Below are 12,612 nucleotides of genomic sequence, written 5' to 3' on the forward strand. Positions count from 1 at the left end.
TCGGGCCCTCGTCCTCGTCGTCCCGCACCACCATGCTCATGGTCATCATCTTGCTGGCCGTGGCGTTTTTTGTGGGCAGCCAGTTCATGCGCGGCGGTAATGAGGCCACCGTCACCGACGAGCTGATCACCTCCGAGTTCACCCAGGCGGTGGAGCAGGGCCGCGTGAAGTCCGTTACCTACTCGGCCGGCGATTACATGGTGTCGGGAACCTACTTCCCGGCGGCCACGGCGGGCTCCGAGGCGGCCAAGGCCTTCAACGGCGCCTTCGACTCCATGAACGCCCTCATGGCCACCAAGCGCGCCGACGACGGTAAAGCGCTGGCCGGGGTGGGCACCACCACGCTCGATCCGTCCACGCTGGGCAAAGAGCATCAGTACCGCTCTACCTACGTGGGCTCCGACTCGCTGGGCGAGCTTTTGGCCGCCCATCCCGACGTGTCCTATCAGGTCACGCTGCCGAGCCCCTTCCTGGAAATCCTCACCACGCTGCTGCCCATCCTCATCATCGGCGGCCTGCTGTTCTTCTTCTTCTTTAAGATGCAGCAAGCCAACAACTCCCAGATGAACTTCGGCAAGGCCAAGACGAAGAAGGCCGCCGAGGAGCGTCCCGACGTGAAGTTCTCCGATGTGGCCGGCGTGGACGAGGCTGTGGAGGAGATGCAGGAAATCAAGGACTTCCTGGCCAACCCGGCGAAGTACCAGTCCATGGGCGCGAAGATCCCCCGCGGCTGCCTGCTGGTGGGCCCTCCGGGCACCGGCAAGACGCTGCTGGCCCGCGCCGTGGCCGGCGAGGCCGGGGTGCCTTTCTTCAGCATTTCCGGCTCCGACTTCGTGGAGATGTTCGTGGGCGTGGGCGCCTCCCGCGTGCGCGATTTGTTCCAGCAGGCCAAGGACGCGGCTCCGGCCATCATCTTCATCGACGAGATCGACGCCGTGGGTCGTCAGCGTGGTACGGGCCTGGGCGGCGGTCATGACGAGCGCGAGCAGACCCTGAACCAGCTGCTGGTGGAAATGGACGGCTTCGAGTCCAACGACTCGGTGGTGCTGCTGGCTGCTACTAACCGCTCCGACGTCCTCGACCCGGCGCTGCTGCGCCCCGGTCGTTTCGACCGTCAAATTGTGGTGGACACGCCGGACGTGAAGGGCCGCGAGAAGATCCTCAACGTGCATGCCAAGGACAAGCCCATTGGAAGCGACGTGGACCTGTCGAAGATCGCGAAGATCACCCCGGGCTTCACCGGTGCCGATCTGGCCAACCTGATGAACGAGTCGGCGCTGCTGACGGCCCGCCGCGGCAAGAAGATCATCACCATGCGCGAGGTCAGCGAGTCCATGGAGCGCGTTATTGCCGGTCCCGAGCGTAAGGGCCGCGTACTCAACGAGAAGACCAAGCACACCATCGCCTACCACGAGAGCGGTCACGCCCTGGTGGGCCACCTGCTCTCCCATGCCGATCCGGTGCACAAGATCAGCATCATCTCCCGCGGCCGCGCCCTGGGCTACACGCTGTCCATTCCCGATGAGGACAAGGTGCTCAACTCGCTCTCCGAGATGAAGGACGAGCTGGCCGTGTTCATGGGCGGTCGTGTGGCTGAGGAAATCTTCTGCGACGACATTACCACCGGTGCCTCGAACGACCTGGAGCGTGCCAGCAAGATGGCCCGCGCCATTGTCACCCAGTACGGCATGAGCCCCCTGGGCACCCAGGTGTTCGGCCAGCCCAACCACGAGGTGTTCCTGGGTCGCGATTACGGCAACACCCAGGACTACTCCGAGGAGACGGCTCGCCGCATCGACGAGGAAGTGGCGAAGATCATGAAGGAAGCCCACGATCGGGCCCACGACATCCTCACCGCCCGCGCCGATCAGATGGACCTGATGGCCAGTGTGCTGCTGGAGCGCGAGACCGTGGAGGGCGAGGCCTGCGAGGCGCTGCTCGACAATAAGTGGGACGAGTACCTGGCCCGCGAGGGCGACATCATTGCCGCCAAGGAGGCCGAAGAGGCGGCGGCGCGCGCCAAGGATGCGCAGCTGCTGGCTGAGCGCGAGGCTACCGAGGGTGGAAACCCGGACGCCGGCGAGACCCTGGCCGACCCGAACTGGCGCGAGGAGCCGGTGGAGCCGGGCGATCAGGATCCCAACGGCCCCTTCCGGGCCCCGGCCGAGGATGCCGACCGCGCTGACATGCCCACGCAGCAGCAGGTCGACGCCGAAATCGACCGCGAGGACGACATGGACTCCTCGGCCGATGCTCCCGATCCTGACAAAAAGTAGGAGCACCATGGCTTGATGAAGCCGCTTAGAGCTATAAGTACGAAAGGGCGCCTTGCGGGGCGCCCTTTCTTGTACCGCACTTCAATGGAGGTATCGTGCCGCTGCGCCGTTCGTTACCTTATTCATCAGCGGCAATGGGTATACTGTGCCCTTACCCTCGATGATAGGAAGGCAACGGTTCGATGATTTGGCACTGCGGTCGCTTCGATTTCGATGCGACGACGCCTCTAGTAATGGGCATTCTGAATGTGACCCCCGACTCTTTTTCGGATGGGGGAGCGTATCTTGATGCCGATGCGGCGGTGGCCCATGGACTCGAAATGGTCGAGCAGGGTGCCGTCATCATCGACGTGGGCGGCGAGTCCACGCGCCCCGGTGCCGATCCTGTCGATCCCGAAGAGGAGTGGCGTCGCATCGAGCCTGTCGTGCGCGCACTTGTCGACTATGACCTGTGCGTTTCGGTGGACACGCGCCACGCTGCAGTGGCCGAGCGGGCGTTGCACGCCGGTGCCTCCATCATCAACGATGTGTCGGGTTTCCGCGACCCCGCTATGGTCGAGGCCGTCAAGCATTCCGGTTGCGGCTGCGTAGTCATGCATATGCAGGGCCAGCCGAAAACCATGCAGGACGAGCCCGTTTACGAGGACGTCGTGACCGAGGTACGTGATTACCTGGCCGCCCGTGCCGAAGAGCTCGAGGCCGCGGGGATTGATCGCTCGCGCATCTGCATCGATCCCGGTCCGGGCTTTGGCAAAACGCCGAAGCAGACTATCGAGTTGATGCGCAACCTCCACGAGCTGGTGCGCCTGGGCTATCCCGTGATGGTGGCGGCCTCGCGCAAAAGCTACGTGGGCTACGCCTATCATGTGGACGAGCCCCACGAGCGCGATGTGGCCTCGGCCGCCGAGGCGCTTCTTGCGTGCGAGCTGGGCGCCGCCGTGGTGCGCACCCATAACGTCCCGCTAACCGTGGCGGCACTGAAGGACTTGCGCCCCCTGGTGCTGTTGGGCCTGGGCTCCAACGTGGCTCTGGTAGCCGAGCCCGGTGAGGAAACCGAGGCCAAGATTGCCCAGATCAACCTTGCGGTGGGCCAGCTGTGCGCTCTGCCTGACACGCAGATCATCGACATGGCCTCCTTCTACGAGAGCGAGCCGGCCTACTATGAGGACCAGGACGCTTTTGTGAACACCGTGGTCTCGCTGCGCTGCGGTCTGCCGCCCAAAGAGCTGCTGGGCTACCTGCACGGTATTGAGAATTCTCTGGGCCGCGTGCGCCAGATCGAGAACGGTCCGCGCACCCTCGACATCGATATTCTTGATTATCAAATGTACGTCGGCTCTACGCCGGAGCTCACGCTGCCTCACCCGCGGGTCTGTGAGCGCGACTTCGTCGTGAAGCCTCTATTGGAAATTCTTCCCGGATACGAACTGGCCGATGGCACCCCTGTCGCTTCGGTCCCCGAGGACGAGCGAGTGGGAAAGGCACATCGGTTGTAGTCATGAAGCTGGTTGTTCTGGACGAGGTGGAATCCACCAACGAGGAAATCAAAGAAGCGCTGCTAGAGGGAAAGGCCGAGGGTCTGATTGTGCGCGCTCGTCGCCAAACCGGCGGCTATGGTCGCCAAGGGCGCCTCTGGGACAGCCCGGAGGGCGGCCTGTATATGTCCGTGCTGCTTCGCCCCGACGTGGGCGGCAGCGGCTTGGCCACGCTCAGCCTCGTGGTGGGTTTGGCGGTGCAGCGTGCCCTTGAGACACTGGCGGCGCCTCAGCACAAAGACGGCATTCGCCTCAAGTGGCCCAACGATGTGGTGTTCATGCCCAGCGAGGATACGCCGGCCAACGAGTATCACAAGCTGAGCGGCATTTCGCTGGAGACCTGCGGCGGTGGCGTGTGCGTGGGCATTGGCGTCAATGTCTTCGCCCCCGAGGTAGCGGTACCGGTAGAGGGGCGCAATGTGCCCTCCTACATGGCCGACCTCATGGCTGCGGCCGACTCCACGCCCGAGCATCCCCAGACGGTGGCCGAGGCGGCTGCCGCTCTTTCCGGCCGTGCTTTGACGGCGTACCGCGAGGAGATTATCACCGACATCCAGCGCGAGATCATCGCTCGCATCTTGGTGAGCTACGGTCGCTGGCGCGAGTTGGGCCTGCAGCCTTCCGTGGCCAGCTTGAGTGCTGCCTCGTTCCTGGACGGCCGCACGGTGCGCATCGAGGACATGGCGGGCAACGTTACCGTGGAGGGCGTGGCCGACGGCATCGACGATCGCGGTCGCCTGCTTGTGCGAGCCGCTGACGGGGTTGTGCCCGTGTCTTCAGGGGAGGCTCACGTCATTCCCGTCGCCTAAGACTACAATAGCGCCTGATACCAAGAAAGGCGCACTATGAACGACAAGACACCCGATACCCTCCCCGCGGCTCCTTCTGCGGGTTCTCATGGCGCGGTTCCCGACCCGCGAGGACAGAAGCTTCACGCTCAGTCGACGGGCGATGACAAGGTCATGCGCATGGGCACGGCCTCCATTCCGCGTCTGATTACCGAGTTCGCCATTCCGTCAGTGGTGGGCATGCTCATCAACGGCTCCTACGCCATTATCGACTCCATGTTCCTTGGTCACGCGGTAGGAGAGATCGGTCTTTCGGCTATGACCGTGGCCAATCCCATCATGATTGTGTTCATGGCCATAGCCATGCTCATCGGCAACGGCGGCAATGCGCTGGCGGCGCTTCGCCTGGGTGAGGGTAAGCGCGAAGACGCCGAACGCGCTTTGGGCAACGTGGTGGCTATGAGCCTCGTGGCAGCGGTTGTTGTGCTGTTCGTGGGATGGAACCCCGCGCTGGTGTCATGGGTGCTTGATGTTTCAAGCGCCACGCCCGACGTGCGTCCCTATGCCCAGACGTTCATTCAGATTATCTGCGCGGGCTTTATTCTGCAGTGCATTGGCCTTGGCGTGAACAATTTCATCCGCACCTGCGGTGCCCCTAACCGCGCTTTGGGAACCATGGTCATTGGCCTGGTTGGCTCAGTGGCCTTCAACGCGCTGTTTGTGCTGGGGCTTGGCTGGGGCGTTTTCGGCAGCGCACTGGCTACGGTGCTTGGCTGGGCATGCTCGTGTTTGGCGGTACTCCAGTACTTCTGCCTGCGCAAGGACGTCCCCATGCGGTTGCGTCTGCCCGCTCTGCGGCTGGCGCCTTCCATGGATGCTACCATTTTGGCTTTCGGTTTACCCAGCTTTTGCGTGCAGGCGGGCATGGCGGTTGTAAACTTCTTCATCAATTTCCAACTGGTGAAGTACGGGGCCTTGTCGCCCATTGGCAGCGAGGACGCCCTGGCAGCTATCGGCGTGGTGCAGCGAATCGCTCAGTTTTCGGTGATGCCCCTGGTGGGCACGGCCATTGCCCTCCAGCCTCTTTTGGGCTTCAACTACGGTGCCCGCAATGTGGCCCGCGTGCGCAAAACTCTGTGGTATGGCATTGGGGCTGCCACCAGTTTGGCTCTGGTTATGTTTCTCATTGTCGAAGTGTTCGCGACGCCCATTGCCCACGCTTTCGGTATTTCCCATGACGGATTAGCCGACTTTACGGCCTTCGCCATTCGCGTGCAGTTCCTCATGCTGCCCTTTGTGGGTTTCCAAATTGTCAGCTCGAATTACTTCCAAGCTACCGGGCAGCCGGCAAAGTCCGTGTTCTTGACTTTGACGCGCCAAATACTGTTCCTTATTCCCCTGCTGTACCTGATGCCCCTGGTTCTGCCGCAAATTCTCCCTCAGTTCAACGGACTGGACGCTCTGTACTTCGCCACACCCGTGGCCGATCTGCTTTCCATTGTGGTCACGGCTGTTTTCGTGGCATGGGAAATGCGCCGTTTGCACCGTATGCAGCAGATGTTCGGGAAGTAGGCATCTGCGCCTCTGCTGATGCAGGAGTCAGTTGTTGACAGGCAGTTGCACAAAACTGCGCAATCTCGCTCCCGCTGACCGCTGCAAAAGGGTTGTCGCGGGCTCGGCAGGAGGGCTGGCCTAGTATTTCCTTCGAGGAAAGGAGAACTAGGTATGGAATCTGTCGACTTGAGTGAAAGCTTCGAGGGCGAGCTGGGCGCGAAGAGCCCGCAGCCTGTGCGAGGCGCAGCGAAGGTCCTTGACGGCGCTTCTCGCAAGGGGGCCTCGTCCCGTTCTCGCTCGGTGGCCTTTGTGGGGCTGACTATCGCCCTCATTGCCTCCTCGGCCATTATTGCCGTGCCCATTGGGCCTGTGCCCATCACGTTGCAGATGTTCGCCATCACCTTCGCCATTGTGGTGTTGCCGCCGAAGGCAGCTACGGCCGCTATCGTAGGCTACCTGGTGCTGGGTGCGGTGGGCGTGCCGGTGTTCTCGGGCATGCGCGGTGGCATCGGTGTGCTGGCCGGTCCCACGGGCGGCTTTCTGTGGGGCTACCTGCTGGGCGTGCCCTTGGCGTCACTGTTCTTGGCCGGCGCCCGCAAGGCCTTTGGGAACGCCAGGGGAGAGGCGCGCCTTTCGCGGGCCGAGCGCGCCGCTCAATCGGTGCTACAGCGTGCGGCCAGCTTCCTGCGCAATTTCGGCTTAGAGCTGGTGGCCGGCATCATCTTCACCGCCGTGGCCTACGTGTGCGGCTGGGCGCAGTATATGGTGGTAGCCCAAGTGGGCCCCGAGGTAGCGTTCTTGACAGCCTGCGCGCCCTTCATCGCGCTCGACCTGGCGAAGATCATCGCAGCGGTGGTATGCGCCCGAGCCGTGAAAGAAGTTGTAGGGTAAAAGCAACCTGATGGCGCAGGTGCGGGGAGAGGGCTCTGCGGCGGAGACTTCGCGCTGATCCCCTTCCGAACGCGGCAAAAAGAAATAGCGAAGATGATGCCCATCAGTCGGTACCATCCCAAGCCTGGTGCTGGCGAAGTAGAAGCTATTTCTTAACGGCCGCGTTCTCCAGGGGGCGCTCAGACACCGCCGCAGAGCCCTCTCCCCGCGGCGGCGTCAGAGCGCTTCTCTCTATTCCGCAGCGCGGGCGGCGATGAGGCGCAGGCCCTCGAGGGTGATCTCGGCGTTCACCGCCGTGATGGTGGTGGCGGTTTGGGCGATGACCGGAGCCAGGCCGCCGGTGGCGATGACGGGCGCCTCGTAGCCCAGCTGATCGAAGATGCGGCGCACCAGGCCGTCGACGCGGTCGGCTTCGCCCAGCATGATGCCCGACTGAATGGCCTCGATGGTGGAGCGGCCGATAACGGCCGGCGGTGCAACCAAATCGATGGTGGGCAGCTGGGCGCCGCGCGAGAACAGCGCGTTGGCCGAAGTCTGCACGCCCGGCGCAATGACGCCGCCCAGGAAGGTGCCGTCGCGGTCGATGACTTCGATGTTCGTGGCGGTGCCGAAGTCCACCACGATAACGGGGGCTCCGTAGAGCGCGCGAGCCGCAACGGCGTCGGCCACGCGGTCGGCGCCGATCTCGTTGGGGTTGGGATAGTTGGTGTGGAACAGATCGCCGGCGGTTTTCGCCGAGCACACCAAAGCGGTGCAGCCGGTAGCATCTTTGATGGCGTGCGTCCAGGCCTCGGTCAGCTGCGGCACCACGGAGGCCAGCGCCGAGGCGCGCATGGCGTCAAGAGCCAGTCCTTCCAGGGAAAAGAGCGATGAGAGCTTGATGCGGAGCTCGTCGGCGGCCGCGCAGCGGTTGGTGGCGATGCGCCACATGGCTACCAAAGAATCCCCTGAATAGACGCCAATTACGGTATGAGTGTTACCAATATCAATAGCAAGTAACATAAATATGACAATCTTCCTCAATTTAACGGCAAAATACGTGATAATGCGTATAGTGAACGCTGAGCTTGATTATATCAAGGTTTAAACGATATGCCCTCCAGGGGCAATCGTCGAAATGACGAGAGAAAGGCAAGACTATGATCGAGACACCGAGCCGAATCCTTGTCGTTGACGACGAGCCATCGATCACCGAATTCGTAAGCTATGCGTTGAAGAAGGAAGGGTACGAGGCCGACGTTGTCGACAATGGCGAAGATGCCTTCGCGCTGGCCAGCGCGAATAACTACGACCTGTTCGTTCTTGATATCATGCTTCCCGGCATGGACGGCTACGAGCTGTGCCGTCGCCTGCGCTCCAAGACCACAGCACCCGTGCTGTTCCTCTCCGCTCGCGACACCGAGTTGGACAAAGTGGTCGGTCTGGAAATCGGCGGCGATGATTACCTGGCGAAGCCCTTTGGCGTACGCGAGCTGATTGCCCGTGTTCGCGCGCTGCTCCGCCGCGGCCAGGGCGGCGAGTTCCCCGGCGCTTCCAATTCCATTACCGCTTCCGGCATTACGCTGGACGAGGACGCCCACACCGCTTCGGGCGACCATGGCGAGATCGACCTTACCCCCCGTGAGTTCGAGCTGCTGGCCAGCCTCATGAAGAGCGCCGGCAAGGTAGTTTCCCGCGAGGATCTGCTGCGCGACGCCTGGGGTTGGGAGTACCTCACCGAAACCAAGACGGTGGACACCCACATCAAGCGCCTGCGCGACAAGATTCACGCCGCCGGTTACGATCCGGGTCTGGTGGAGACGGTGCGCGGCTACGGCTACCGTTTCAAGGCCTAGGCGCTTGCATCTTGGCTTTTCGAAGGGCTTCCGCACGGAAGCCCTTCTTTTTTGCCCTTCGACAGAGGGCCGTGGCTCGGGGTGGGGAAGATCGGTAGAATAGAGCCATCCGTCAAGTATGGCTGACCGGAGGCTCCGGCGCCGCGACATGAGAAAGAGGGCCCGACGTGTTGACCGACATTGAAATTGCCCAGGCATGCGAACCGAAACCCGTGCGTGACATTGCCGAAGTTGCCGGCGTCGACGAGAAGTACCTTGAGCTGTACGGAAACTACAAGGCCAAGGTGGACTACAACCTGCTGCGCGAGGAAGAGCACGAGCCGGGCAAGCTCATCTTGGTAACGGCCATCAACCCCACGCCCGCCGGCGAGGGCAAGACCACTACCACGGTGGGTCTGGCCGATGCGCTGGCGAAGCGCGGCAAGAACGTGGTCGTGGCCCTGCGCGAGCCTTCGCTGGGCCCCGTGTTCGGCATCAAGGGCGGCGCTGCCGGCGGCGGCTATGCCCAGGTGGTGCCTATGGAGGACATCAACCTGCACTTCACGGGCGACTTCCATGCCATCGGTGCGGCCAACAACCTGCTGGCAGCCCTGCTGGACGCCCATATCCAGAACGGCAACGAGCTCAACATCGACGTGCGCAAGATCACCTGGAAGCGCGTGGTGGACATGAACGACCGTCAGCTGCGCCACATTGTGGACGGCCTGGGGGGCAAGGCCCATGGCGTGCCGCGCGAGGACGGCTTCGACATTACCGTGGCTTCCGAGGTTATGGCCATCTTCTGCCTGGCCACCTCCATCACCGACCTGAAGGAGCGCCTCGGCCGCATTGTGGTGGGCTACACCTATGACGACAAGCCGGTCACGGCCCACGACCTGAAGGCCGAGGGCGCCATGGCGGCTCTGCTGAAGGACGCCTTGAAGCCGAACCTCGTGCAGACCCTCGAGGGCACGCCGGCCTTCGTGCACGGCGGTCCCTTCGCCAACATTGCCCACGGCTGCAACTCCATTATGGCCACGCGCATGGCCATGGCCCTGGGCGACTACTGCGTCACGGAGGCCGGCTTCGGCGCCGACCTGGGTGCCGAGAAGTTCCTGGACATCAAATGCCGTCTGGCGGGTCTCAAGCCCGACGCCGTGGTGGTAGTGGCCACGGTGCGCGCGCTGAAGAATCACGGCGGCGTGGCTAAGGCGGACCTCAACGAGGAGAACCTGGAAGCCCTGGAGGCGGGTCTGCCGAACCTGCTGCAGCACGTGGAGAACATCACCAACGTGTACAACCTGCCCTGCGTGGTGGCCATCAACGCGTTCCCCACCGACACGAAGGCCGAGCTGGACTTGGTGGAGGCCAAGTGCCGCGAGCTGGGTGTGAACGTGGCCCTGTCCGAGGTGTGGGCCAAGGGCGGCGAGGGCGGCCTGGCCCTGGCCGACGAAGTGGTGGCCCTGTGCGAGAACGGCGACGAGGCCGGCCGCTCGGCCGACACCTTCGCCTTCGCCTACGAGGACGACCTGTCCATTGCCGAGAAGATCGAGGCCATTGCGAAGCGCGTCTACCATGCTGACGGCGTGGTGTTCGAGCCTGCGGCCCAAAAGGAGATCGCACAGCTGGAGGCTCTCGGCTTCGGCGGCATGCCTGTGTGCATGGCCAAGACTCAGTACTCCTTCTCGGACGACGCCGCCAAGCTGGGCGCCCCCCGCGACTTCATCATCACGGTGCGTCAGGTCAAGGTGTCCGCTGGCGCCGGCTTCATCGTGGCGCTCACGGGTTCCATCATGACCATGCCGGGCCTGGGCAAGGCGCCGGCCGCCCACAAGATCGACGTCATGGAGGACGGTACCATCACCGGCCTGTTCTAAGGCGCTTGTGAAGAAAGTTCGGCTTAACCCGAATTAACATGGAAGCGGCTCCCGCGAAGCAAAGCGGGGGCCGCTTGATGTTAGAATGCCGAGCACCGGCAAAGTCCGAGATGGGCGTGCAGAAAGGAACGATGGTGGTAAACACGGAATTCGTCGAGGCTTTGGCCTCGGATGCCCCTACGCCGGGCGGGGGAGGGGCGGCCGCCTATGTGGGCGCTCTGGCCTCGGCTCTGGCCTCCATGGTGGGTAACTTGACCGTGGGCAAGAAGAAGTACGCTGCCGTGGAAGAGCTTATGCAGAACGAGCTGCGGGCGCTGGCTGACACGCGCCTGCGCTTGCTGGAGCTTATCGACGGCGATGCAGCGGCCTTCGCTCCGCTGGCGGCGGCCTATGGGCTGCCCCGCGCCACCGAGGAAGAAGCTGCTGCCCGTAACGACGCTATTCAGACAGCGTTGGTGGAGGCCTGCGAAGTGCCGCTAGCCATCATGGACCAGTGCCTGCTGGTTATCGAGTCCTGCTCTTTTGTGGCTAACAACGGCTCGGTGATGGCTCTGTCTGATGCCGGTGCGGCGGCGGTACTGGCCAAAGCGGCGCTGCAGGCGGCCAGCTTGAACGTGGTCATCAACATCGGCTCCATGGACGATGCGGCTCGCGCGGCGTCCTATCGCGAGCGCATGGATGATGCCCTGGCTGCCGGAGGTGCCTTGGCCGACCAGGTGTATGACGACGTGTTGAAGCGGCTTGCTTAGCTGCGGCTTTCTGCTTGGTAGTGAGGAGGAGTTTCATGGCGAAAACGCTTACGGGTAAGGAAGTGATTGCAGCTTTGCGCGACGATCTGCTGGCCCGCATCGAGCGCCTCGCTGCCGTGGGCGTGACGCCCACGTTGGCCATCGTGCGCGTGGGAGAGCGTCCCGACGACCTGTCCTATGAGCGTACGGCCTTGAAACGGGCCGAGGGCCTGGGCATTGCGGTGCGCTCCTTCGTGCTGCCCATCGATGCCACCCAAGCCCAACTTGAGGCGGTCATCGACGAGGTGAACGCCGATGCGTCCATTCACGGCTGCCTGCTCTTCCGTCCTTTGCCGGCAGGAATTGACGAGCGCGCGGTGTGCGACCGCCTGGCTCCCGAGAAGGACATCGACGGCATTTCCTCGGCCTCGCTGGCCGGCGTCTTCGCCGACACCGGCGAGGGCTTTCCGCCAGCTACGGCCCAGGCCTGTTTGGAAATGCTGGACTTCTACGACATTCCCGTGGCGTCGAAACGCGTGGTGGTGCTGGGACGCAGTTTGGTCATCGGGCGTCCTGTGGCCATGATGCTGCTGGCCCGCCACGCCACGGTCACTCTGGTGCATTCGCGCACAGCCGACGCTGCCGCCCATACGCGCGAGGCCGACATCGTGGTGTGCGCCACGGGCCGTGCCAAGGCCTACGGACCGGAGTATTTCTCCGCGGGTCAGGTGGTACTCGATGTGGGCATTAACTTCGCTGACGGCGCCCTGTGCGGCGATGTGGACTTCGACGCCGTGGAGCCAGTGCTGGGTGACGCAGGTGCCATTACGCCGGTGCCCGGCGGTATCGGCGGGGTTACCACGTCGGTCACTATGGCCCACGTGGTACGGGCGGCTGAGCAGGCTGCAAACATCCCGTTCGCGAAGGAGGCCTAGTGGATATCGACGAGCGCTTGAGTCGCGAGAACTGCGAGGGATGCGCCACCAGCTGCAAGCTGTCGGCCCCGTCGTGCCCCTTTGGCTCCTCGGCCGCCGCCGAGCGGCGCGAGGAACTGGCTGAGGCCGAGGCGGCCGCGAGCGCGGCGGAAGCGGATTAAACGCTGCTGACAGGCGCCCCTCGCAGTTCGGCGGTGCGCTTGCCGAAAGGCTT

General features: G+C 63.2%; 11 protein-coding genes. 10 read left to right on the forward strand and 1 reads right to left on the reverse strand.

The genetic code is table 11. The annotated features are described in order from the left end of the window. Positions 1 to 32 precede the first annotated feature (32 nt). The 5 genes from ftsH (at position 33) to PZH32_RS05060 (ending at position 7,044) form a co-directional block, all read left to right on the forward strand. A complete protein-coding gene (gene ftsH, locus PZH32_RS05040) occupies positions 33 to 2,276 on the forward strand; it encodes an ATP-dependent zinc metalloprotease FtsH (protein ID WP_428994018.1) in 2,244 nt (747 codons plus the stop codon). A gap of 182 nt (positions 2,277 to 2,458) precedes the next feature. Then, positions 2,459 to 3,772, forward strand: coding sequence for a dihydropteroate synthase (gene folP / locus PZH32_RS05045; RefSeq protein WP_275206610.1), 1,314 nt, complete (start codon positions 2,459 to 2,461; stop codon positions 3,770 to 3,772). Between the two features lie 2 nt (positions 3,773 to 3,774). Beyond that, positions 3,775 to 4,620, forward strand: a complete 846-nt coding sequence (locus PZH32_RS05050; RefSeq protein ID WP_275206611.1) for a biotin--[acetyl-CoA-carboxylase] ligase — start codon at positions 3,775 to 3,777, stop codon at positions 4,618 to 4,620. A gap of 36 nt (positions 4,621 to 4,656) precedes the next feature. Beyond that, positions 4,657 to 6,171: an MATE family efflux transporter gene (locus PZH32_RS05055; RefSeq protein WP_275206612.1), complete on the forward strand. Its 1,515-nt coding sequence runs from the start codon at positions 4,657 to 4,659 to the stop codon at positions 6,169 to 6,171. Positions 6,172 to 6,324: 153 nt separating this feature from the next. Next, the gene (locus tag PZH32_RS05060) at positions 6,325 to 7,044 is read left to right on the forward strand and encodes a biotin transporter BioY (RefSeq protein ID WP_275206613.1); all 720 of its coding nucleotides are present in this window, start codon (positions 6,325 to 6,327) and stop codon (positions 7,042 to 7,044) included. Between the two features lie 231 nt (positions 7,045 to 7,275). On the opposite strand, the gene PZH32_RS05065 is transcribed toward PZH32_RS05060, so the two are convergent. Next, complete coding sequence (locus PZH32_RS05065) at positions 7,276 to 8,046, reverse strand: type III pantothenate kinase (RefSeq protein ID WP_275206615.1); 771 nt, start codon at positions 8,044 to 8,046, stop codon at positions 7,276 to 7,278. A gap of 137 nt (positions 8,047 to 8,183) precedes the next feature. Here PZH32_RS05065 and PZH32_RS05070 point away from each other — a divergent pair, with 137 nt between their 5' ends. From PZH32_RS05070 to PZH32_RS05090, 5 genes are all read left to right on the forward strand, one after another. Next, entirely contained in the window at positions 8,184 to 8,879 is a 696-nt protein-coding gene (locus PZH32_RS05070) for a response regulator transcription factor (RefSeq protein WP_275206616.1), read from the forward strand. 167 nt (positions 8,880 to 9,046) lie between these two features. Beyond that, the gene (locus PZH32_RS05075; protein ID WP_275206618.1) at positions 9,047 to 10,735 is read left to right on the forward strand and encodes a formate--tetrahydrofolate ligase; all 1,689 of its coding nucleotides are present in this window, start codon (positions 9,047 to 9,049) and stop codon (positions 10,733 to 10,735) included. A 134-nt stretch (positions 10,736 to 10,869) separates the two neighbouring features. Further along, positions 10,870 to 11,484, forward strand: a complete 615-nt coding sequence (locus PZH32_RS05080) for a cyclodeaminase/cyclohydrolase family protein (protein ID WP_275206620.1) — start codon at positions 10,870 to 10,872, stop codon at positions 11,482 to 11,484. 35 nt (positions 11,485 to 11,519) lie between these two features. After that, on the forward strand, positions 11,520 to 12,398 hold the full coding sequence (locus PZH32_RS05085) for a bifunctional 5,10-methylenetetrahydrofolate dehydrogenase/5,10-methenyltetrahydrofolate cyclohydrolase (RefSeq protein ID WP_275206622.1): 879 nt from the start codon (positions 11,520 to 11,522) through the stop codon (positions 12,396 to 12,398). Continuing rightward, positions 12,398 to 12,559 carry a hypothetical protein gene (locus tag PZH32_RS05090; RefSeq protein ID WP_275206624.1) on the forward strand — a complete coding sequence of 54 codons (162 nt, stop codon included), beginning with the start codon at positions 12,398 to 12,400 and terminating at the stop codon, positions 12,557 to 12,559. Before PZH32_RS05085 ends, PZH32_RS05090 begins: the two co-directional genes overlap by 1 nt. Positions 12,560 to 12,612 lie beyond the last annotated feature (53 nt).

Source organism: Adlercreutzia equolifaciens (genome assembly GCF_029076695.1).
GTDB classification, from domain to species: Bacteria; Actinomycetota; Coriobacteriia; order Coriobacteriales; family Eggerthellaceae; genus Adlercreutzia; species Adlercreutzia equolifaciens_A.

Excerpts from the sequence above, each read along its gene's own strand:
- PZH32_RS05065 (WP_275206615.1), bottom strand. The coding sequence starts at position 8,046 with ATGTTACTTGCTATTGATATTGGTAACACTCATACCGTAATTGGCGTC.
- PZH32_RS05060 (WP_275206613.1), top strand. The coding sequence starts at position 6,325 with ATGGAATCTGTCGACTTGAGTGAAAGCTTCGAGGGCGAGCTGGGCGCG.
- PZH32_RS05070 (WP_275206616.1), top strand. The coding sequence starts at position 8,184 with ATGATCGAGACACCGAGCCGAATCCTTGTCGTTGACGACGAGCCATCG.
- PZH32_RS05055 (WP_275206612.1), top strand. The coding sequence starts at position 4,657 with ATGAACGACAAGACACCCGATACCCTCCCCGCGGCTCCTTCTGCGGGT.
- PZH32_RS05050 (WP_275206611.1), top strand. The coding sequence starts at position 3,775 with ATGAAGCTGGTTGTTCTGGACGAGGTGGAATCCACCAACGAGGAAATC.
- PZH32_RS05085 (WP_275206622.1), top strand. The coding sequence starts at position 11,520 with ATGGCGAAAACGCTTACGGGTAAGGAAGTGATTGCAGCTTTGCGCGAC.
- folP (WP_275206610.1), top strand. The coding sequence starts at position 2,459 with ATGATTTGGCACTGCGGTCGCTTCGATTTCGATGCGACGACGCCTCTA.
- ftsH (WP_428994018.1), top strand. The coding sequence starts at position 33 with ATGCTCATGGTCATCATCTTGCTGGCCGTGGCGTTTTTTGTGGGCAGC.